A 21,233-nucleotide genomic window follows, 5' to 3' on the forward strand; every position below is an offset into this window, starting at 1 on the left:
GCGGCGATCGACGCCACAGACCGCGGATCAGGGCGCGGGCGCGGTGACGAAGTCGATCAGCTCTTCGACCCGGCCGAGGAGCGCGGGCTCGAGGTCGCGATACGTGTGCACCTTCGACAGGATGTGCTGCCAGGCCCGACCGGTGTCGCCCTGCGTCTCGTATGGCCAGCCGAACGCACGACAGATCCCGGTCTTCCAGTCCGTCCCCCGGGGGATCTCCGGCCACTTCGCGATTCCGAGAGCCCGCGGGGTGACGCACTGCCAGACGTCGACGAACGGATGGCCGACGATGCGTACGTGCTTTCCATGCGGTCCGCGGGCGACCGCATCGGCGACGCGCGACTCCTTCGACCCCGGCACGAGATGATCGACGAGCACCCCGTAGCGCCGGGAGGCGGTCGGCGGCTCGGCGGCGAGCAGCTCATCGAGCAGATCGACTCCCTGCAGGAACTCGACGACCACGCCCTCGACCCGCAGATCTGCGCCCCACACCTTCTCGACGAGCTCGGCGTCGTGCTTGCCCTCCACCAGGATGCGGCTGGGCAGTGCGACCCTGGCTCGCTGGTCAGCGGCCACGAAGGATCCGGATGCCGTGCGCCGGAGTCCCTGCTCCTTCGCTGCGGGGACTGTGAGGCGAACAGGCGATCCGTCGATCAGGAACCCGCCGCCCAGGGGGAAGAGGCGCTTGCGCCCGACTCGGTCTTCGAGCTCGACGTTGCCGCCCTGCACCCGCGTGACCGCTCCGCAGAATCCGTCCTGCGCGACCTCGACGACGAGATCGAGCTCGGCCGCAACCTGAGGAACCGGCTTCGCTGCGCGCTCACGCCAGCCGGCCGCGAGCACATCCGATCCATACCTGTCGTCCATGCCATCCAGCGTATGTGTCTCCGCTGAGGGCGAACGGCTATCCCCGCTCGGAAGCTGTCGCGTGTCGGTCTCAGTGCATAGACTCGTGCCATGGGGCTCGGCTGCCGGTCGGAGGGAACACGATGAAGACACGGTGGCTCGCGCTGGCCGCGCTGACCGCGGCAGCGGCCGCAGGGGCGTTCTCCGCCTCGGCCGCGTCTGCGACCGATCCGGTCACTCTCGACTCGGGGTACGTGACCGACGACGCCGACGTCCTCAGCGCGAGCGAAGAGGATGCTGTCGAGGCGCGACTCCAGACGCTCAGCGACAACTCCTCCTCCGACCTCTTCGTCGTCCTCGTCGACGACTTCACCTCGCCGTCCGACAACATCGCCTGGGCCGACACCGTCGCAGAGAGCAACAACCTCGGCTCCGAGCAGTATCTTCTCGCCATCGCGGTGGACGGACGCAGCTACTACATCTCGGCCGCCCCCGACGGTCCGCTCAGCGACAGCAAGCTCGACGATGTGGAAGACAAGATCCAGGGCCTGGCCGCGCAGGAGGACTGGGAGGGCATGATCGTCCTCGCTGCCGACGAGATCGAGGGTGACGGCGGGGCGGGCGCTCTGCGAGCCACCCTGATCGTGGTCGCTGTCATCGCACTCGGCCTGGTCGTGTGGCTCGTCATCGCGCTCGTACGCCGCTCGCGGAGGAACGCCGAGATACGCAGGCGCGGGGCCATGCCGGAGAAGCCCGATCCGAACGATCCGTTCTCGACTCTGACCGACGAGCAGGTGCAGACGCAGGCAGGTGCTGCCCTCGTGCAGGCCGACGATGCGATCACCTCGAGCCGGGAAGAGCTCGGCTTCGCCGTCGCGCAGTTCGGCGAAGCGGCCACCTCGGCGTTCACCGGCGCCGTCGAGACCGCCAAGGCCAAGATGTCGGAGGCCTTCGATCTCAAGCAGAAGCTCGACGACGAGATCGAGGACACCGTCCACGATCGTCGCGCGTGGCACATCCGCATCATCCAGATCTGCGACGAGATCGACGATGTTCTCGACGAGAACACCGAGGCGTTCGACGCCCTTCGCAAGCTCGAGCAGAATGCACCGCAGGAGCTCGAGCGAGTGAAAGGTGAGCGGGCAGCGCTCCAGCCCCTCCTCGACGGCGCGGCCGCTGCTCTCTCGGCTCTCGCCGACACCTACGACTCGACGGCTCTGTCGACCGTCGCAGACAACCCGGCGCAGGCCCAGGAGCGCGCGCTGCTCGCAGACCGTTCGATCGAGGCCGCAGCACAGGCGATCGCCGCGGGAAGGTCGGGCGAGGCCGCCTTCGCAATCCGCACGGCCGAGCAGTCCGTCGCACAGGCGGCTCAGCTGGATCAGGCGATCACCGCGCTCGGCTCCGAGCTGACGGACATCGAAGCGCAGGCGCAGGCCCTGGTGACCGAGCTGCAGGCAGACGTCGCCGCCGCGCAGCAGCTGCCAGACCCTGACGGAGCGATCGCCTCGGTCGCCACGGCGACCGTCCGCCAGCTGCAGCTGGCCCAGACCGGCCTCGCCGGAGCCTCACGCGACCCCCGGCGGGTGCTCGACGCCCTCACTGCCGCGAACACGCAGATCGATGCCGCGATCGCCCAGGGCACGCAGGCCGCGGAGCGTGCCCGTCGAGCCCAGCAGATGCTCGAGCAGACGTTGACCCAGGCCGGCTCCGAGATCCGCGCGACCCGTGAGTACATCGAGACGCGCCGCGGCACGGTCGGGTCGACCGCACGAACCCGGCTGTCGCAGGCCGAGGCCTCCCTCACCCAGGCACTGAACCTGCGCGCGACCGACCCCGTGGCGGCGCTCACCGAAGCCGGTCGCTCGCTCGATCTCGTCCGTCAGGCCACGTCGTCCGCGCAGGCCGACGTCGAGGCGATGAATCCGAGCCGCTACCAGAACGACAGCTGGGGCGGCGGAGGCGGCAGCATCTTCGGCGGATCCGGTTCCGGCGGCTCGGGCCTCGGCGGCGACATCCTCGGCGGCATCATCGGCGGTCTGCTCTCCGGTGGTGGAGGCGGCGGTGGCTCCTCCCGCAGCAGCAGCTGGCGCTCCAGCGGAGGCGGCGGTTTCCGCAGCTCCGGTTTCGGCGGAGGCGGCGGCAGCCGCTCCAGTGGCCGCAGCGGCCGTTCGGGAGGACGACGCTTCTGAACCGCACACACATCGACCCCAGACATCGAGTCCGACCCTCTGAAAGGAACCACGCATGACCAAGCAGTCCATCTTCGGACGTATCTCGACCCTCGTCCGCGCGAACATCAACTCCCTCCTGGACTCTGCGGAAGACCCGCAGAAGATGATCGACCAGCTGGTTCGCGACTACACGAACAGCATCGCCGATGCGGAGTCGGCCATCGCAGAGACCATCGGCAACCTGCGCCTGCTCGAGCGCGACCACGAAGAAGACGTCCAGGCGGCCACCGAGTGGGGCAACAAGGCCCTCGCCGCCAGCCGCAAGGCCGACGAGATGCGCACCAAGGGCGACGCGGCCGACGCCGACAAGTTCGACAACCTCGCGAAGATCGCTCTTCAGCGTCAGATCAGTGCCGAGCGCGAGGCGACCGGGGCCGAGCCCCAGATCGCGGCACAGACCGAGATCGTCGACAAGCTCAAGTCCGGCCTCAACGGCATGAAGGACAAGCTCGGCGAGCTCAAGAACAAGCGCAGCGAGCTGCTCGCCCGCGCGAAGGTCGCCGAGGCGCAGACGAAGGTCCAGGACGCGGTCTCGTCGATCAACGTCCTCGACCCCACCAGCGAGCTGGGCCGTTTCGAAGACAAGGTCCGCCGCCAGGAGGCCCTTGCCCAGGGCAAGATCGAACTCGCGGCCTCCAGCCTCGACGCGCAGTTCGAGAGCCTCGAAGACCTCGGTGAGCTCACCGAGGTCGAGGCTCGTCTCGCCGAGCTGAAGGCGGGCGGCTCCGCCCCTCGTCAGGCCATCGAAGGCTCCTGATACACCTGCGGGTGCCTCGGATCCTCGTGTCCGAGGCACCCGCTCCTCTTCACAGCTGGAGGCACCCATGGTGCGTTTCCTCGTCGTCCCGCAATGGCAGGGCTCCCCTGCCCCGCGCGCGATGCTCCTCGTCGACGGCGCCTCGGCGATCGCCGGCGATCTTCCGCGCGCGGCGACCACCGTGCTCGATGTGCCGGTGGAGGCGGGCGAGTCCCTGGGCACGGGCGTTCGACGCCTCAGCGCGCTTCTTCGCACCAGAGAACTCGTCGATGCGAGCATGACGGCCGACACGGTGATCATCGGCGGCGACTGCAGCGTGACGGTCGCCGCCCTGGCGGCTCTCCCCGGCGGCACCGATGACCTCGCCGTCGTGTGGTGCGACGCCCATGCCGATATGCACACGCCCGACACCTCCCCCTCCGGCGCGTTCTCGGGCATGGCGCTCCGAGCCGTGCTGGGAGAGGGAGAACCTCAGCTCACGCTCGCGCCCGGAATCGCACGCGATCGGGTGGTCACGGTGGGCATGCGCAATCTCGACGATGCCGAGGTCACTGCTCTCGACGGACTCACGCAGCTCTCCGTCGAAGATCTCGACTCGCCTGATGCCCTGGCCGACGCGGTCGAGGCGACCGGCGCACGCCGCGTATGGGTGCACATCGACGTCGACGTGCTCGATCCCGCCGAGATCGCCGGCGTCTCCTCCCCTGCCCCGTTCGGGCTCGCGCCTGCGGCCCTCAGCGCAGCGATCCGCGCGCTGCGGTCACGCGTGCCGCTGGCCGGCGCGACCATCGCCGGATTCGCCCCGCGGTCGCCCGCCGATGCGGTCGACGACCTGGGAGCGCTGCTCCGCCTCGTCGGTGCTGTCGCATGACGGCTGACTGGCGGCCCGCTGCCGAGCTCGCCCTGGCGCGCGGTCGACGACTCGACCGGAGAATCCCCTCGTTCCTCCTCCGCTCGCCGGTCAGTCGGATCGGATACTGGTGGGGCACGGCGGTCGGCTGGATCTGGGGCTCACTGTGGAGCACGGGCCCCGTGGAACGACGAGCAGGCCTCTGGGTGTTCCGAGGGATGCCGAACTGGACGTTCAATCGCGGCGGGGTCTGCGTGGGCGGCTGCTTCCTCACCGGTGACGCCCGACCCAGCGACGCGATGCTGCGCCACGAGGCGGTGCACAAAGCACAGTGGCTGCGCTATGGATTCCTGCTTCCGGTGCTCTATCTCTTCGCAGGCCGGGATCCCCTGCACAACCGCTTCGAGATCGAAGCGGGCCTCGAAGACGGCAACTACGTCCGCCGCAGCCGCCCTCAGCCGTAGACGGGCAGCCGTAGACGGGCAGAGCCCTGATCCGTAGAGGGCAGAGCTCTCAGCTGCACACAGGCAGAGCCATCAGCCGTAGACGGGCAGAGCCCTCAGCGGTCGACGGGAAGAAGTCCGAACCGTTCGGGGGCGTAGATCTGAGCGGGCTGGATGTCGAGGGTGCCGGTCAGGTGCTCGACGATGTCGGCCGTGCCGAGGTAGCCGCCGAGAAGGGTGATGTGGGTCTCGAGCTCGTCGTCGCAGAGCATCTCGTCAGCCCAGGCGCAGGTTGCTCGCGCGAGCGCCTGTCCGGGCGCGCAGGCCCGCCCGGTTCCGGGTGCTCCCGATCGCTGGGCTCGAGCGAGCCAGGTGACGGTCATGCGTCCGGGAGCGTCGATCACGCCGATGTCCGATGCGTCGGCGACCTCGATGAAGATCCGGCCCGATGCGCACAGCGGCAGAGTCGTGAGGAAGACCTCGAGTTCGGCGAGCGAATGCTCGTCGGCGGTCACCAGGTGGTGAGCGCGACGACGTGCGGCGCGGCGCTCGGCACGCGTGCTGCGGGTCTCGAGGAAGGTCTCCATGATGCATCCATCATACAGGACGCGAAGGGTTGCCTAACCTTGCTCAGCAACTTCTTCCACGAGCGCCGCCCGAAGAGCCTCGAGCTCCTGATCCGTCATGCCGTTCGCGCGAAGGTAGCCGGCGGCCGAGCCCCACCGCTCGTCGACCTGCTCGAGCAGCGCCCTCATCACGGGCGCAGGCGACTGCGTGGCCAACGCGACCGCGTGCACCGCCTGCGGATGCTGCGACCTCAGGTACGCGGCGATGCGATGCGACCGCTCGGCCGGCAGCAGCGACTCCGTGAGTGCATAGTCCTCGATGATCGCGTCGCGGTCGGCGCCGACCGCGGCGAGCGCCAGAGCGACCGTCACCCCGGTGCGATCCTTGCCCACCGTGCAGTGGATCAGGGTCGGCTCGCCGGCGGCGATGATCCGGATGGCGGCGACGAGCCGCTCTCCGCTCTCCTCGAGAAGGTGGAGATAGAGGTCTTCCAGGCTCGTGTCCGTCTCGAAGAACGAACGCACGGATCCGAGGAAGAGCGGAAGGTGGGTGGTGTCCGGCCCTTCGATCTCGGTCGGCTCCGCAGCGACCTCTTCGCCGTCGCGGAGGTCGACGATGTGCGCGACGCGACGACGAACCTCGTTCACGCCCGCCGTGGTGGCGGCGGAGAGCTGGCCTGATCGCAGCAGCATCCCCGAGCGGATCCGCCCGCCGTCTGCGGGGAGTCCGCCGACGTCGCGGAAGTTGTTGACGCCGTCGATGTCGAGGACGCTCATGCCTGCGCCTGTGGGGCGCGGGGCGGGACGGGGTATCGTCCGGCGATGACGACCCGGTTGAAGGCGTTGATCGAGACGCAGGCCCAGCTCAGTGCCGCGTACTCCTTCTCGGTGAAGACTCCGCCGACGCGGTCGTAGACCTCGTCGGAGATGCCCTCTTCGGAGATGAACGTGAAAGCCTCCGCGAGCTCGAGCGCGGCCTCCTCGCGGTCGCTGAACACGTCGCTCTCACGCCAGGTCGCGATCTGCATCAGCGTGTCCGTGTCGATGCCGGCCTTGAGGGCTCTGTCGACGTGCAGGCGCGTGCAGTAGCTGCATCCGTTCAGCTGCGAGGAGTGGATCATCACGATCTCCTTGAGCCGATCGTCGATGCCGTTCGCTGCACAGATGTCACCGACCGTACGGGCGAAGGCGTCGAGGGCCTGATAGGCCGCTGGCTCGGTCTTGGAGAGGTGCACTCGCGTCTCGCTCATGCCTCAATGATATTCCGTTGCGCAATCGTCCCGGCGAGTCGCTTTCCACGCAGACGAATGCAGAATGACAACAGTCCTCCGCATCAGGCTTGCGCAATGACACTCTTCACCGCAACCTGTGTTGACACATTGCTCCTGCATTTCCGCACTGCCCCGAGAACAGAGCAGAATATGCAAGTGGCGATCGACACCAGCGAGTTCAGTTATCTTCCCGCACAGGCGCAGGCGATGGGAGTCCCCGTGCCATCCGTCCGACGCGTGACGCTGCCCCTCCCAGACGGCCGTCACGTCAGCGCTCTGCGGTTCGGCGAAGAGACGCCCCGTGTCACGCTGCTGCACGGCGCGGGCCTCAACGCGCACACGTGGGACACGACGGTGCTCGCCCTTCAGCAGCCGGTGCTCGCGATCGACCTCGCCGGACACGGCGATTCATCATGGCGCAGCGACGTCGACTACACCCCTCGCACGCTCGCGGTCGACGTCGCGGCAGCACTCGACGCCTGGACCGACGGAGCGCAGCTGGTCGTGGGCCAGTCGCTCGGCGGCCTCACCGGCGCCGCCCTCGCTGCAGCCCGCCCCGAGCTCGTGTCCGAGCTGATCGTCGTCGACATCACTCCCGGCATCGACACCTCGGCCGGACCAGCCGCCCTGCGCGAGTTCTACGCCGGACCCACCGATTTCGAGACCCGCGACGAGCTCGTCGACCGCGCGATCTCCTTCGGTTTCGGGGGCGCCCGCTCCGACACCGAGCGCGGGGTGTTCCTCAACACCCGTGTGCGCGACGACGGCCGCGTCGAGTGGAAGCACCATTTCGCGCACCTCGCCGCTCAGACACTGGCAGCCCACGGCCCCGGAGACGACTCGGCGCCGTCCCTGCTCCACACGACCGGATGGCAGGATCTGTCGAAGACTACTGCCCCGGTGACGCTCGTCCGCGCCATCGACGGCTTCGTGAGCGAGGCGGATGCGAAGGAGTTCGGCGAGCGCCTGCCCCACGCCCGCGTCACCGCCGTCCACGCCACGCACAACGTCCAGGAGACCGCACCCGCCGAGCTGGCGTCGCTGATCTCCGCATCCCTCGCTTCTCGCGGAATGTGACGTTCCGTTCCACATTCCGCCCTCACGCCCTGACACATCCCTAGGCTCGATCCAACGGCACACAGCAACTGCCGCACCGAGAGGAAACACCCCATGTTCCGACGTACGCGACGACTCGCGCTGATCTCCGCGATCGCGGCGAGCGCCATCGTCCTCACTGCCTGCGCAGGTGCCGCAGAGCCCGAGACCACCGAACCGGTCGGAGAGCCTGATCCGGACGCGACGCTGCAGGTCGGCCTCGTCCTCGAGCCCACCAACCTCGACATCCGTCACACCAGCGGCGCAGCGCTGGAGCAGATCCTGATCGACAACATCTACGAGGGTCTCATCAGCCGCACGCAGGAGAACGAGATCGTGCCGCGACTCGCCTCCGACTACGAGGTCTCCGAAGACGGACTCACCTACACCTTCACGCTGAACGAGGGCATCACCTTCCACAGCGGAACCGCGCTCACCTCCGCCGATGTGGTCTCCTCCTACGAGGCTGTGCGCACCGACGCGACGCTGCAGGGCAATGCCGAGTTCGCCTCGGTGGCCTCGATCACCGCACCGGACCCGACCACGGTGCAGATCGTGTTGACGGCGCCGAACCAGAACTTCCTGTTCTCACTGACCGGTCCTGCCGGTCTCGTGTTCCAGACCGGCGATACGACCGATCTCAAGACGGCCGAGAACGGCACAGGTCCCTTCACCCTCACGCGGTGGAACAAGGGCAGCGCCATCACGTTCGCCCGCAACGAGGCCTACTGGGGCGAGCCTGCGGGCGTCGCCGAGGTCGAGTTCCAGTACATCCCCGACTTCACGGCCGGGGTGAACGCTGCTCTCGATGGCGGCGTCCAGGTGCTCACAGCGGTGGATCCGAATCTCGCCCCGCAGCTCGAGGAGTCCGGCGACTTCACTCTCACGACCGGCCGCACCACCGACAAGGCGACGCTCGCGTTCAACAACGCCAAGGCGCCCCTCGACGACGTCCGGGTGCGCGAAGCGCTGCGCCTCGCGATCGACCACGAGGCTCTGGTCGAGGCTGTCGGCGCGGGCTCGACCCTCTACGGACCGATTCCCGAACTGGACCCCGGTTATGAAGACCTCTCTGACGTCGTCTCCTACGACCCCGAGAAGGCCAAGGAGCTGCTCGCCGAGGCCGGGCAGGAAGACCTCGAGCTCACCCTGACGATCCCGAACTTCTATGGCACGACGGTCCCGAAGGTCCTCATCTCCGACTTCCAGAAGGTCGGAGTCACCCTCGACGTCGACTCGGTCGAGTTCCCGGCCTGGTTGGAGGACGTCTACACCAACCACGACTACGACCTGAGCTTCGTGCTGCACGTCGAGCCGCGCGACTTCGGCAACTTCGCGAATCCCGAGTACTACTTCGGCTACGACAACGCCGAGGTGCAGGGCCTCTACACCGAGGCTATGGCCGAGGTCGACCCCGACAAGTCCGCGGACCTGCTCGCCGAGGCCGCGCGGATCGTCTCCGAGGATCACGCGGCGGATTGGCTGTACAACGGTGCGACGATCACGGCCGTGAGCCCGCTGGTCACCGGGTTCCCCGAGGACTCGATCAACTCGCGCATCAACCTGGCCGGCGTCACCGTCGCCACCGAGAAGTGACGACGCGCACTTCGTGATCCGCTACGCGCTCGTCCGAGGAGCCCTGCTCATCGCAGGGCTCCTCGTCTCGAGTGCGGTGATCTTCCTCACCTTGCGGGTCTTCCCCGGCGACGTCGCGCAGCTGATCGCCGGAACCCAGGCCTCCCCCGCCGAGGTCGAGGCGCTCCGAGAATCGCTGGGCCTCAACCGTCCCCTCCCCGCGCAATACGCCGAGTGGATCGGGGGCCTCTTCCGCGGTGATCTCGGCACGTCTCTGCTCTCCGGTGCATCGGTCGGCGAGGAGCTGCTCGAGAAGGCGCAGGTCACGGTTCCCCTCGGCATCCTGGCCCTCCTGATCGCCGTGCTCATCGCGGTGCCGTTCGGCATCCTGTCAGCCGTGCGGCGCGGCGGCCGCGGAGGCACCGCCCTCAGCGTCGGCGCACAGGCCCTCGCCGCCGTGCCGGTCGTCTGGGCGGGGATGATGCTCATCGTCGTCTTCTCGGTCTGGCTCGGCTGGCTTCCGCCGCAGGGGTTTCCCCGCACGGGGTGGAGCACGCCGTGGAAGGCGATCGAGTCGCTCCTCCTGCCCGCTCTCACGATCGGCATCGTCGAGGGGGCGATGCTCATGCGGTTCGTCCGCAGCGCCACCCTGCAGGCGGCAGGCCAGGACTTCGTCCGCACGGCGGCCGCCAAGGGCCTCACCCGCACCCGCGCCCTCATCTCGCACGGCATCCCCGCAGTGGGCCTGTCGATCATCACCGTGCTGGGACTCCAGATCGCCGGGATCATCGTCGGGTCTGTCGTCATCGAACAGCTCTTCACACTTCCCGGGATCGGACGGATGCTGGTGGCCGACGTCGGCACCCGAGACCTCATCAAGGTGCAGAGCGAACTCCTCGTCCTCACCGGATTCGTGCTCGTGGTCGGATTCCTCGTCGACCTGATCCATCGCGCGATCGATCCGCGCCAGAGGGAGGCCTGATGCCCGGCTGGCTTCCGAGACTGGCGCGATCCGCCACAGGTCGATTCGGCGTGATCGTCGTCGCCGTCGTCGCGCTCACCGCACTCGTCTCGCTGTTCTGGACCCCGTTCGATCCCCAGGAGTCCGACCTGCGCGCTCGCTGGTCGGTCCCGAGCTGGCCTCATCTGCTCGGCACCGACGACACGGGCCGTGACATCCTCAGCCTGCTCATGGCAGGTGCTCGCACGACGGTCTTCGTCAGCATCGGCGCCGGCGTCATCGCGACCTTGGTCGGCATCTCCCTGGCCGCGCTCGGAGCGCTCACCGCCCGCTGGCTGCGAGAGACGGTGGCAGTGCTCGTCGACATCCTGATCGCCTTCCCCGTGCTGCTGATCGCCATGATGATCTCGTCGGTCTGGGGCGGCTCGCTGTGGGTGGTGATCTGGTCGGTCGGCATCGGCTTCGGCGTCAACATCGCCCGCGTCACGAGGCCCGAGCTGCGCCGCGTGCAGCAGAGCGACTTCGTCCTCGCCGCTCGGGCGTCCGGCCTCACGACCGGACAGAGCCTCGCTCGCCACCTTCTTCCGAACGTCGCCCCCGTGTTCATCGTGCAGCTCTCGTGGTCGATGGCGGTCGCGGTGCTCGCCGAGGCCGGCCTGTCGTACCTCGGTTTCGGCGCCTCGGTCACGGAGCCGAGCTGGGGACTCCTGCTCGCCGACCTGCAGCGCTACATCGGCGTGCATCCGCTCTCGGTCATCTGGCCGGGGCTCGCGATCACGATCACCGTGCTGGCGCTCAACCTCCTCGGTGACGGCCTGCGCGAGGCCACCGACCCCACGCTGCGTCACCGCGCGGCCGAGATCCACACACCGGCGGTGATCGCATGACCCTCGAGGTGACGGACCTCGTCGTCCGCATCGACGGACGCCCCGTCGTCGACGGCATCTCGTTCGAGGTGCCGGACGGATCCCGTCTCGGCCTGATCGGTGAGTCCGGCTCCGGTAAGTCGCTCACCGCCCTCGCGGTGCTCGGTCTGCTCCCCGAGGGTGCGGTCGCGAGCGGCAGCATCCGCTGGAACGGCACAGAGCTGATCGGACTCCCCGACCGCGAGCTCGCGAGACTGCGCGGAGACGAGATCGGGATCGTGTTCCAGGAGCCCCGCACCGCCCTGAACCCGATCCGCACGATCGGCAGGCAGATCGCCGAGTCGATCCGCATCCATGAGGGCATCGGTCGGCGGGAAGCCCGCGAGCGTGCGATCCAGGAGGCTGCGCGCGTGCGGCTGCCCGATCCCGCATCGATCGTCGATCGCTATCCGCATCAGCTGTCCGGCGGTCAGCGGCAGCGTGTCGCGATCGCGATCGCGCTCGCATGCCGGCCACGCCTGCTCATCGCCGATGAGCCGACGACCGCTCTCGACGTCACCATCCAGGCCGAGATCCTGTCGCTGCTGTTGAACCTCGTCGAGGAACAGGGCATGTCCCTCATGTTCATCACGCACGACCTGGCGGTGCTGGCGCAGGTCGCGACCCGTGGCGTCGTCCTCGAAGACGGTCGGGTCGTCGAGGCTGCCCCCGTGAGCACGCTCCTCACCGCCCCGGCGTCGCCGATCACACAGGGGCTCCTCCGCGACGCCACCGCGACGCTCTGGCGTCCTGAAGGAGGTGCGCGATGAGTCTCATCGAGGCGCGGTCGCTGCGGCGCGACTTCGTGATCCCGAAGCGTTCGACGTTCGAGCGCACCCGGCGCCAGACCGCGCTGGCGCCGACCGATCTCGACATCGTCGAGGGATCGTCCGTCGGCATCATCGGCGAATCCGGATCGGGCAAGTCCACCCTCGTCAGGCTGCTCCTCGGTCTCGACCGCCCGACGTCCGGCACCGTCACGGTCGACGGGAGAGCGGTGGATGCCACGGCATCCGCGCGGTCCCTGCACTGGCTGCGCCGTCAGACCGGTCTCGTGTTCCAGGACCCCTACGCATCGCTGGACCCGAGGATGACCGCGGCGCAGATCGTCCGCGAGCCGCTGTGGGCGCTCGGCATCGACGAAGATCACCGAGCCAGGGTGCGCGAAGTGCTCGAGCAGGTGGGTCTGGAGCCCGAGATGGGCGATCGATACCCGCACGAGTTCTCGGGCGGGCAGCGGCAGCGCATCGCGTTGGCCAGGGCCATCGTCCACCGTCCGCGCATCCTCGTCGGCGACGAGCCGCTGTCGGCGCTCGATGTGACCGTCCGCGCTCAGATCCTCGAGCTCCTGATCGAGCTGCGACGCACCGCCGACCTCACGCTCGTCCTGGTGTCGCACGACATCGGCGTGGTGCAGAACCTCTGCGACGCCGTCGTCGTGATGAAGGACGGGAGCGTCGTCGAGCGAGGAACCACCGCAGACGTGCTGCTGCGTCCGACGCAGGACTACACGAAGACGCTGCTCGCGGCGATCCCGGTCATCCCCGCTCCCCCGGCATGAGCGCGATTCTCAGCGCCCGGAGCTCAAGCTGAAGAACTTCCGTCGACGGCTCGGGCGCAGGGCGCGTCGCATGTAGACGGTGCCGAGGTCGCGGCCGAACTTGTGTCCGACTCGACCCATGCGCCCGGCTTCGACGAATCCGAGCTTCGCGTGCAGACGTATCGATGCGTCTGCCTTGGTGTCGCTGATCACGGCCACCATCTCGCGGATGCCGAGCTGCTCGCATGCGTCGATGAGCGCCTGCAGCAGTGCGACCCCGAGTCCTTTGCCGCCGGCCCCCGGTCCGAGGTAGATCGAGTCCTCGACGGTGTACCGATAGGCGTTCTTGCCCGCCCACGGCTGCGCCAGCGCGTATCCGATCACGACTCCCGCCGGCGAGACCGCCACCAGGAAGGGCAGGCCCAGCTTGCTCAGCAGCGCGAACTTCTCCCGCCAATAGGGGATGCTGCTGCGCCGTTCATCGAGGGTGACGACCGAGTTGCTGACGAAATGGTTGTAGATCTCGCGCACGTACGGCAGATCGCCCGACCGTGCGGGGCGGATCGAGTACGAGAACACCTCGGGTTCCGGCTGCGGGCGCAGATGGCGCGGCAGCACACGGCGGCGATCACCGGGCTCGAACTGCATGCGATCAGCTTAGAGGGGGCTCGCCGCCGATGCGCCAGTCGACCGGGCTCGCACCGAGCCCTTCGAGCAGCGCGTTCGCGCGGGAGAACGGGCGGGAGCCGAAGAACCCCCGACGGGCGGACAGCGGCGACGGGTGCGCTGACACGATCACAGGGGTGTCGCCGAGCAGCGGCTGGAGGTTCGCGGCGTCCTTTCCCCAGAGGATCGCGACGAGCGGCCGGTCACGGGCGACGAGAGCGCGGATCGCGAGCTCGGTGACCTGCTCCCACCCCCAGCGGCGATGGGATCCGGCCTCGCCAGGACGCACCGTCAGCACGCGGTTCAGCAGCAGCACCCCCTGGTCGCTCCACGCGGTCAGGTCCCCGTGCGGCGCCGGAGGGATGCCGAGGTCGCTCTCGAGCTCGGCGTAGATGTTGCCGAGACTGCGTGGCAGGGGGCGCACGTCTCGGTCGACCGCGAAAGACAGGCCGATCGGATGCCCGGGAGTCGGATAGGGGTCCTGACCGGTGATGAGCACCTTGACGTCCGAGAGCGGGCGCTCGAACGCACGGAGCACATGATCCCCCGCGGGAAGATAGCCCCGCCCCGCAGCCTGCTCGTCGCGCAGTCGCTCGCCGAGAGCGGTGATCGTCTGCTGAGCCGGCGCCAGTGCGTCGGCCCACCCCGGATCGATGAGTCCGTCATCGGCGAGCTCGGCAAGAGTTCGCGCAGTCATCGTTCAGTCGATCGGTCGCACGCGCAGCGGTCCGCGGGCGAGCAGATGATTCGCGGACTGCGCGACGGGTCGCATCGTGATGAGGTCGAGGTTCACGTGGCCGGGGGCATCCAGCGCGTAGGCGATCACGTCGGCGACGTCTTCCGCCTGCAGCGGCGCCTCGACGCCCGAGTACACGGCCTCCGCGGCGACCGAGTCGCCGCCCAGCCGGTTGAGCGTGAACTCCTCGGTGTGCACCATGCCGGGGGCGATCTCGGCGACTCGGATCGGCTCGCCGTTCAGCTCGAGTCGGAGCGCGTGCACCAGCATCGCCTGCGCGGCCTTGGCCGCGTTGTAGCCGCCTCCGCCGGGGTAGGCCACCTGTGCGGCCGTCGACGTCACGAACACGGTGTCGGCGTGCCCGTCCGCCGCGGCCGCCCGCCTCAGCAGGGGCAGGAGACCGGCGACCAGACGCTGGCTCGAGAGCACGTTGGCGTCGTACATCCACTGCCAGTCGTCGATCGAGGCGTTCTCGACGCGGTCCGTCCCCCGTGCTCCGCCGGCGACCTGCACGAGCGCATGCACGGGCCCCGAGGCCTCGAGCTCCGTGACCAGCGCTGCCACGGCATCCGGGTCGGTCAGGTCGCACGCGATCGTCGAGGCACCCGTCTCCGCCGAGAGCGCCGCCAACCGGGACGCACGTCGTGCGACTCCGACGACTCCCCAGCCGCGCGCGCGCAGCGCACGCACCGTGGCCTGTCCGATACCCGAGCTCGCACCTGTCACGACTGCACGCCTGTTCACCATGCCTCCACCGTACGATGTTCCGGCCACTATCTCGCCTCGCGCACCGCCACGTCGCGCTTTCGGGCCGACGATGCGGTCGTCTTGGGCGATCTCGCCTCGCTTGTGAGCACCACCGCGACACCGATCCCGCACAGGATGAACCCTGCGACCGTGACGACCGTCATCGGCTCTCCCAGCAGGATGCTGCCGGCGAGTGACGTCGCCGGGGCGATCAGGAAGAGCAGAGCCTGCAACGCCGTGATCCCCACCCGCCGCAGCAACCACCAGTACAGGCCGTAGGCGGCGAGTGTCGGGAACACCGCGGTGAGCGCGACAGCGAGCCAGAACGAGGCCGACGCCGGCGGGAGCAGGGTTCCGGTCACCACCGCGATGACGAGCAGCAGCACCGCGGTCACCGTCACATGGATGGTCAGGGTGAGGAGCACGCCGCTCTTCACCGCCGACTTCCGCTGCAGCAGGGTGCCGATGATGAGGCAGACCATCGCCACGGCCGGCAGCAGATACGCCATCGCAGGCGCCTCGGAGGACCCGAACTGAGAACGCACCACGAGGAGCACGCCGACCGCTCCGATCACGAGCCCTGCCCATTGCGCACCTCGCACTCGCAGACCGAGCACTGGTCCGACGAGGACGGCCACGACGAGTGGCTGCACCGCGTCGATCAGCGCCACCGTGCCTGTGGCGATGCCGGCCGCCACGGCGCCGTAGACCGCGACACAGTATCCGAACTGCGCGAAGAGTCCGATCGTGGCCTGCGTGCGCACGTCGCGAATGTGCAGCCCCTTCGCTGCGCCCGAGAGACGGAGCACGGCGAGGAGAAGGACGGCCAGCGGCACGAACCGCCACACGAGGAGCGTGAGCGGCGACACGTCCACCGTGGCGTACGCAGGAATGATGAATCCCGAACTCCAGGTCACGATGAAGGCCACGGCGGCGGCGACAGTGACCACCGAACGAAGTAGACCGATCTGTTTACTCATGTGTCGACTATACAGACTGGTATAGTCAACTACATGACGCAGCCCGTTCCCGAGCTCGCCCCGCTCACCCCCGGAGGGCAGCGCGTTCTCGACGCCGCCTCGCGGCTCTTCTACGAACGCGGCATCCATGCGGTCGGAGTGGACACGATCGCCGAGGCGGCCGGAGTCACGAAGAAGACGCTCTACGACCGCTTCGGATCGAAGGAGGCGCTCGTCGTCTCCTACCTCCAGCACCGCGACGCTCGGTGGCGGGAGCACGTGGCCGCCCACCTCTCCCGCGTTCCCGAGCCCGGCCCTGATCGGGTGCTCGCGATCTTCGACGCCGCCATCACCTGGTCCGACGAGAACAGCCCGAAGGGATGCAGCGCGATCAACGCGCGCGCGGAGATCGGAGACGGCAACGACGACCACCCTGTGTTCCCCGAGGTGTCACGTCAGAAGGCCTGGCTGCTCGACGTGTTCGAGGAGCTCTGCGCCGAAGCGGGAATGGCCGATCCCCGTGCGATGGCGCAGGCGATGATGCTGCTGTACGAGGGTGCGATCGTGACGGTCGGGATGACGACGTTCGCCGAACCGTTCGTGATCGCGCGCATGTGGGCGGGGCGACTGCTCGGTCAGGCCTGATCCCCCGGCTCGTCGGCCCGCGGGTTCGGCCCGACTTCATTACGTCACATTTCCCACCCGCTGTTGACAGCCTCCGACATTCCGTACTGTCGCATCAACGACATCAGTCGAACCGACCTTCCAACAGTTCCAGGGGGAACACATGTCCGCACCCGAGACCTGGCGTTTCGAGACGAAGCAGATCCACTCCGGAGCCGCTCCCGACCCGGTGACCAAGGCCCGCGCAACGCCCATCTACCAGACCACGTCCTACGTGTTCGACAGTGCCGACCACGCGGCGAACCTGTTCGCTCTGGCCGAGTTCGGCAACATCTACACCCGCATCCAGAACCCGACCCAGGACGTCCTGGAGCAGCGCCTCGCGGCACTCGAGGGGGGCACCGGCGCCCTCGTCCTCGCCAGCGGTCAGGCTGCATCGACGTTCGCCGTGCTCAACATCGCCGAAGCCGGCGACCACATCGTGTCGTCGAGCTCGATCTACGGCGGCACCTACAACCTGTTCAAGTACACGCTCGCGAAGCTCGGCATCGAGGTCACGTTCGTCGAGAACCAGGACGACCCCGAGGAGTGGCGCCGCGCCATCCGCCCGAACACCAAGCTGTTCTTCGCGGAGACCATCGGCAACCCGCAGATCAACATCCTCGACATCCGCACCGTCGCAGACGTGGCGCACGAGGGCGGCGTGCCGCTGATCGTGGACAACACGATCGCGACCCCGTACCTGATCCGCCCGTTCGAGCACGGCGCCGACATCGTCGTGCACTCCGTGACGAAGTTCCTCGGCGGCCACGGCACCACCATCGGCGGCGCGATCATCGACGGCGGCACCTTCGAGTGGTCGAAGAACGTCGAGAAGTTCCCCGGGCTCACCGTGCCCGACCCCTCGTACCACGGCGCCAGCTACACCGCTGCCGTCGGCGACCCGCTCGCCTACATCATCAAGGCCCGCGTGCAGCTGCTCCGCGACCTCGGCTCGGCCATCGCACCGCAGAGCGCCTGGAACCTCATCCAGGGCATCGAGACCCTCTCGCTGCGCATCGAGCGCCACGTGCAGAACGCCCAGGAGATCGCCGAGTGGCTCGACGGCCGCGACGACGTCGCGTCGGTCAACTACTCGGGCCTGCCCTCTTCCCCCTGGTATGCCAAGGCGAACCACTACGCCCCCAAAGGCGTCGGAGCGGTGCTGTCCTTCGAGCTCAAGGGCGGCGTCGAGGCCGGTCGCGAGTTCGTGAACAGCCTGTCGCTCTTCAGCCACCTCGCGAACATCGGCGACGTGCGCTCGCTCGTGATCCACCCGGCGTCGACCACGCACGCACAGCTCACTCCCGAGCAGCAGCTCACCGCCGGCGTCACGCCCGGCCTCGTGCGCCTGTCGGTCGGCATCGAGAACATCGACGACCTCAAGGCCGACCTCGACGAGGCGCTCGGCGCGGCTCGCCGTGTGTCGGAGGCCGCTCGGGCCTGACCCTCCGTCGACACTGCAGGTGCCCTGGGCTTCGGCTCGGGGCATCTGCTCGTTCGGGGCATGCACGGCCCGTGCACAGACAGCTCCGTCGACAATGGGAAGCCTGCCCGAGGAGCCCACGATCACCGCCACGACGAATTCACCGACACACCGACGCTCGAACGCGCGCGCGGGGCGCGTCATCGCCGTCACAGGTCTCGTGGTGCTGATCATGATCGTGGGCGTCTGGATCCCCGGAGTCGTGGGAACCGCGGCCGCCGCGCTCCTTCCCTGGTGCGGCCTCGCGCTCGGAGTCCTGTCGGCGATCGCACTGATCCGCGCCCGCCGCGTCATCCTGGTGCTGCTCGTGCCCATCCTCGTCTGGGTGCTGGCGATCGCCCCCTCCACCCCAGGTTTCGCATCGGGTGCCCCCGACGGGACGTCCACCGTCGAGATCGTCAGCCAGAACGTGCGCGCGCACTCCGGCGGCGCAGCGGAATCCGCAGCAGACCTCGCCGCCTCCGGTGCCGACGTCATCGCGCTGACGGAGCTCGACGCCGACAGCCTCGCCGCCGCCCGTGACACGCTCGCCGCCGACTACCCGCACTCCTACGCGATCGGCACGGTCGCGGTCTGGAGCCGCCTCCCCATCGCCGACGCTCAGGCGCTGTCGCTCGGTCTTGACTGGAAACGCGCGCTGCGCGTGGTGGTGAGCGCGCCGGATGCGGACGTCGCCGTGTACGTCATGCATGCGGCCTCCGTGCGGCCAGGAGTGCAGGACGACCGAGACGCGATGCTGTCCGGCATCGCCGATGCCGTCGCTGCAGACAGCGCCGAGTCGATCGTCGTCGTGGGCGACTTCAACGCCGCCTCCGCCGACCCGGCCCTGGCTGCCGCGCGGTCGCAGCTCGACTGGGTCCGACCGACCGACGGCACCCTCGGGTTCACCTGGCCTGCCGCTCTGCCGCTCGCCAGGATCGACCACGTCTTCGTGCGCGGCCTGGCCGTGCTCGGCTCCACGACGATGCGGGCCGGCAGCAGCGACCACCTGGCGACCGTGACGACGCTCGGCCTCTGAGGCCGCGCATGGCGGATCCGCCGGCGGCACACCCGGGTGCGTAACGTGCGTCCGACGAGTCGCGTGCCAGGCGAGAATGGGAGCATGGACTGGCAGACGACCTCTGAAGACACGGTGCCCTCGGCGCCCGTGACGGAGGCCGACGTGCGTCTGCTTCGCGCACGACCACCGGCGACCGGCGCGTGGCGCGACGGAGACCCGGCGGGCGGACGCAGCTTCGCCTCGTTCGGCGCCTTCGCGACAGAGAGCGGCGCTGAGCTCCCCGGCATCCGTCTCGCGTTCGAGACGTGGGGCGAGCTGAACGACGCCCGCGACAACGCGATCCTGGTGCTCCACGCGCTCACCGGCGACAGCCACGTGCGCGGCGGCGCCGGAGCGGGGCACCCGACCGCAGGCTGGTGGGAGGACGTGACCGGGCCCGGGGGGCCGCTCGACACCGACCGGTGGTTCGTCATCGCGCCGAACATGCTCGGCGGCTGCCAGGGCTCCACGGGACCCGCCAGCATCGCGCCCTCCGGATACGAGTGGGCCTCCCGCTTCCCCTATCTGACCATCCGCGACCAGGTCGCAGCCCAGGTGCGCCTCGCAGATTCCCTCGGGATCGACACCTGGGCCGCCGTGATCGGCGGATCCATGGGCGGGATGCACGCCCTCGAATGGGCCGTCACGCACCCTGAGCGCGTCGCCCGCCTCGCAGTGCTCTCCTCCCCGCCCGTCACCACTGCCGATCAGATCGCCCTGAACACGGTGCAGCTCGAGACCATCCGCATGGACCCGAGGTTCCAAGGCGGCGAGTACTACGACCTGGCCGACGGCGACGGTCCGCACCGCGGCCTGGCGCTCGCCCGACGCATGGCGCTGCTGAACTACCGCAGCCCGATCGAGCTCAACCAGCGGTTCCAGCGTTCGTGGCAGTCCGGGGTGTCTCCTCTCGGTCACGGCGGTCGCTTCGCCGTCGAGTCGTACCTCGACTTCCACGGCAACAAGTTCACCCGCCGTTTCGACGCGAACAGCTACATCACCCTCGTCGAGGCCATGAACTCGCACGACGTCGGCCGTGACCGCGGTGGCGTCGAAGAGGCGCTGCGCGCCGTGACCGCCACGACACTCGTGCTGGGGATCGACAGCGACCGGCTCTTCCCCGTCGATGGCCAGCACCGCATCGCCCGCAGCATCCCGAACACCCTCGACGGCCCCGAAGCGGTGGTGCTGACCAGCGACTTCGGTCACGATGGATTCCTCATCGAGACAGAGGCGGTCGGCAGCAATCTCCGACGGCTGCTCGCGAGCTAGCTCTCGTCGATCGTCCACGGCAGCGAACCGGTGCGCAGCCGCACACCGTCCCACTCGAAGTCCCTGCCCTGCGGCGTCTCGACCACACGGGTCGAGAAATGCTGCGCCACCCCTCCGGAGGCGAGCACAGCATCGACCGAGGAGAATCGGCCGAGCTGGTGCAGGGTGACCCAGGTCGGAGGGAAGAGCGTCCACTCCCCCGTCGCGTGTCGCGACAGGGCTTCTGCCGGGCTCAGCCACACCACGTCGACGACTTCGTCGACCGAGAACCGCGGTTCGTCGTCAGGCGCTGAGGCCAGGAAGAACCAGGTCCGGATGCGAATGGGCGCCTCGACCGGCGGATGCCAGCGCGACAGCAGCACGGGATCGCTGATGATCAGGCCGACCTCCTCGGCTGTCTCGCGAACCGCCGCCCTGCGCGCATCGTCACTCTCATCCGCCCCCTCTCGGCGGTCGGACGGCTCCACCTTGCCGCCGGGGAACACCCAGGCCCCCGCGAACGAGCCGCGATCGGGCCGACGCATCAGCAGCACGGCGAAGCCCTCGGGCGTCGGACGCAGCAGCACGGCTGTCCCGGCGACGGGCAGATCGTCGAGGTCGGTCACAGCCTCACTCTACGAGG

Annotated in this window: 23 protein-coding genes; 14 read left to right on the forward strand and 9 right to left on the reverse strand. The window is 68.7% G+C overall.

Annotated elements, in window-relative coordinates; all coding sequences use genetic code 11:
• Positions 1 to 27 precede the first annotated feature (27 nt).
• Positions 28 to 867: a DUF3097 domain-containing protein gene (locus OB895_RS05110; RefSeq protein WP_042541882.1), complete on the reverse strand. Its 840-nt coding sequence runs from the start codon at positions 865 to 867 to the stop codon at positions 28 to 30.
• 122 nt (positions 868 to 989) lie between these two features.
• Between OB895_RS05110 and OB895_RS05115 the strand changes: the two genes are divergently transcribed.
• The 4 genes from OB895_RS05115 (at position 990) to OB895_RS05130 (ending at position 5,151) form a co-directional block, all read left to right on the forward strand.
• Positions 990 to 3,038, forward strand: a complete 2,049-nt coding sequence (locus tag OB895_RS05115; protein ID WP_079112612.1) for a TPM domain-containing protein — start codon at positions 990 to 992, stop codon at positions 3,036 to 3,038.
• A 55-nt stretch (positions 3,039 to 3,093) separates the two neighbouring features.
• Positions 3,094 to 3,837 carry a PspA/IM30 family protein gene (locus tag OB895_RS05120; protein ID WP_042541884.1) on the forward strand — a complete coding sequence of 248 codons (744 nt, stop codon included), beginning with the start codon at positions 3,094 to 3,096 and terminating at the stop codon, positions 3,835 to 3,837.
• A 67-nt stretch (positions 3,838 to 3,904) separates the two neighbouring features.
• A complete protein-coding gene (locus OB895_RS05125) occupies positions 3,905 to 4,708 on the forward strand; it encodes an arginase family protein (protein WP_079112611.1) in 804 nt (267 codons plus the stop codon).
• Positions 4,705 to 5,151, forward strand: coding sequence for a hypothetical protein (locus OB895_RS05130; protein WP_042541886.1), 447 nt, complete (start codon positions 4,705 to 4,707; stop codon positions 5,149 to 5,151). The genes OB895_RS05125 and OB895_RS05130 overlap by 4 nt, the downstream gene beginning before the upstream one ends.
• A 95-nt stretch (positions 5,152 to 5,246) precedes the next feature.
• Here the strand turns inward: OB895_RS05130 and OB895_RS05135 are convergent, their stop codons facing one another.
• The 3 genes from OB895_RS05135 to OB895_RS05145 are packed head-to-tail and all read right to left on the reverse strand — an operon-like array spanning position 5,247 to position 6,946.
• Positions 5,247 to 5,717 (reverse strand): SIP domain-containing protein, encoded by a 471-nt coding sequence (locus OB895_RS05135; RefSeq protein ID WP_042541887.1) that lies wholly within the window; start codon positions 5,715 to 5,717, stop codon positions 5,247 to 5,249.
• A 33-nt stretch (positions 5,718 to 5,750) separates the two neighbouring features.
• Positions 5,751 to 6,473 carry a tyrosine-protein phosphatase gene (locus tag OB895_RS05140; RefSeq protein ID WP_042541888.1) on the reverse strand — a complete coding sequence of 241 codons (723 nt, stop codon included), beginning with the start codon at positions 6,471 to 6,473 and terminating at the stop codon, positions 5,751 to 5,753.
• Positions 6,470 to 6,946: a carboxymuconolactone decarboxylase family protein gene (locus tag OB895_RS05145; RefSeq protein ID WP_042541889.1), complete on the reverse strand. Its 477-nt coding sequence runs from the start codon at positions 6,944 to 6,946 to the stop codon at positions 6,470 to 6,472. The genes OB895_RS05140 and OB895_RS05145 overlap by 4 nt, the downstream gene beginning before the upstream one ends.
• Positions 6,947 to 7,117: 171 nt before the next feature.
• Between OB895_RS05145 and OB895_RS05150 the strand changes: the two genes are divergently transcribed.
• The 6 genes from OB895_RS05150 to OB895_RS05175 all read left to right on the forward strand — a co-directional run bounded on the left by OB895_RS05150 (position 7,118) and on the right by OB895_RS05175 (position 13,064).
• Positions 7,118 to 8,044 (forward strand): alpha/beta fold hydrolase, encoded by a 927-nt coding sequence (locus OB895_RS05150; protein WP_042541890.1) that lies wholly within the window; start codon positions 7,118 to 7,120, stop codon positions 8,042 to 8,044.
• 93 nt (positions 8,045 to 8,137) lie between these two features.
• Positions 8,138 to 9,658 (forward strand): ABC transporter substrate-binding protein, encoded by a 1,521-nt coding sequence (locus OB895_RS05155; protein WP_042541891.1) that lies wholly within the window; start codon positions 8,138 to 8,140, stop codon positions 9,656 to 9,658.
• A gap of 13 nt (positions 9,659 to 9,671) precedes the next feature.
• Complete coding sequence (locus tag OB895_RS05160) at positions 9,672 to 10,619, forward strand: ABC transporter permease (protein WP_042541892.1); 948 nt, start codon at positions 9,672 to 9,674, stop codon at positions 10,617 to 10,619.
• Positions 10,619 to 11,485 carry an ABC transporter permease gene (locus OB895_RS05165; protein WP_042541893.1) on the forward strand — a complete coding sequence of 289 codons (867 nt, stop codon included), beginning with the start codon at positions 10,619 to 10,621 and terminating at the stop codon, positions 11,483 to 11,485. The genes OB895_RS05160 and OB895_RS05165 overlap by 1 nt, the downstream gene beginning before the upstream one ends.
• A complete protein-coding gene (locus OB895_RS05170; protein ID WP_042541894.1) occupies positions 11,482 to 12,273 on the forward strand; it encodes an ABC transporter ATP-binding protein in 792 nt (263 codons plus the stop codon). Before OB895_RS05165 ends, OB895_RS05170 begins: the two co-directional genes overlap by 4 nt.
• Entirely contained in the window at positions 12,270 to 13,064 is a 795-nt protein-coding gene (locus OB895_RS05175; protein WP_311879370.1) for an ABC transporter ATP-binding protein, read from the forward strand. The genes OB895_RS05170 and OB895_RS05175 overlap by 4 nt, the downstream gene beginning before the upstream one ends.
• Before the next feature lie 9 nt (positions 13,065 to 13,073).
• Here OB895_RS05175 and OB895_RS05180 read toward each other — a convergent pair whose 3' ends face one another.
• The 4 genes from OB895_RS05180 to OB895_RS05195 are packed head-to-tail and all read right to left on the reverse strand — an operon-like array spanning position 13,074 to position 16,172.
• A complete protein-coding gene (locus OB895_RS05180) occupies positions 13,074 to 13,691 on the reverse strand; it encodes a GNAT family N-acetyltransferase (RefSeq protein WP_042541895.1) in 618 nt (205 codons plus the stop codon).
• A gap of 4 nt (positions 13,692 to 13,695) precedes the next feature.
• Entirely contained in the window at positions 13,696 to 14,406 is a 711-nt protein-coding gene (locus OB895_RS05185; protein ID WP_042541896.1) for a uracil-DNA glycosylase, read from the reverse strand.
• Between the two features lie 3 nt (positions 14,407 to 14,409).
• Positions 14,410 to 15,192, reverse strand: a complete 783-nt coding sequence (locus tag OB895_RS05190; protein WP_042541897.1) for an SDR family oxidoreductase — start codon at positions 15,190 to 15,192, stop codon at positions 14,410 to 14,412.
• 26 nt (positions 15,193 to 15,218) lie between these two features.
• On the reverse strand, positions 15,219 to 16,172 hold the full coding sequence (locus tag OB895_RS05195; RefSeq protein WP_079112607.1) for a DMT family transporter: 954 nt from the start codon (positions 16,170 to 16,172) through the stop codon (positions 15,219 to 15,221).
• 33 nt (positions 16,173 to 16,205) lie between these two features.
• Between OB895_RS05195 and OB895_RS05200 the strand changes: the two genes are divergently transcribed.
• The 4 genes from OB895_RS05200 (at position 16,206) to metX (ending at position 20,611) form a co-directional block, all read left to right on the forward strand.
• Positions 16,206 to 16,796 carry a TetR/AcrR family transcriptional regulator gene (locus OB895_RS05200; protein WP_079112606.1) on the forward strand — a complete coding sequence of 197 codons (591 nt, stop codon included), beginning with the start codon at positions 16,206 to 16,208 and terminating at the stop codon, positions 16,794 to 16,796.
• A 142-nt stretch (positions 16,797 to 16,938) separates the two neighbouring features.
• Entirely contained in the window at positions 16,939 to 18,261 is a 1,323-nt protein-coding gene (locus OB895_RS05205) for a bifunctional o-acetylhomoserine/o-acetylserine sulfhydrylase (protein WP_042541900.1), read from the forward strand.
• Positions 18,262 to 18,355: 94 nt separating this feature from the next.
• Positions 18,356 to 19,318 (forward strand): endonuclease/exonuclease/phosphatase family protein, encoded by a 963-nt coding sequence (locus OB895_RS05210; RefSeq protein WP_079112605.1) that lies wholly within the window; start codon positions 18,356 to 18,358, stop codon positions 19,316 to 19,318.
• Between the two features lie 84 nt (positions 19,319 to 19,402).
• Complete coding sequence (gene metX, locus OB895_RS05215; RefSeq protein WP_079112604.1) at positions 19,403 to 20,611, forward strand: homoserine O-acetyltransferase MetX; 1,209 nt, start codon at positions 19,403 to 19,405, stop codon at positions 20,609 to 20,611.
• On the opposite strand, the gene OB895_RS05220 is transcribed toward metX, so the two are convergent.
• Complete coding sequence (locus tag OB895_RS05220) at positions 20,608 to 21,216, reverse strand: NUDIX hydrolase (protein ID WP_042541902.1); 609 nt, start codon at positions 21,214 to 21,216, stop codon at positions 20,608 to 20,610. The genes metX and OB895_RS05220 overlap by 4 nt on opposite strands.
• Between the last annotated feature and the right edge of the window lie 17 nt (positions 21,217 to 21,233).

It is taken from the genome of Microbacterium forte (assembly GCF_031885415.1).
Classification (GTDB): Bacteria; Actinomycetota; Actinomycetes; order Actinomycetales; family Microbacteriaceae; genus Microbacterium; species Microbacterium forte.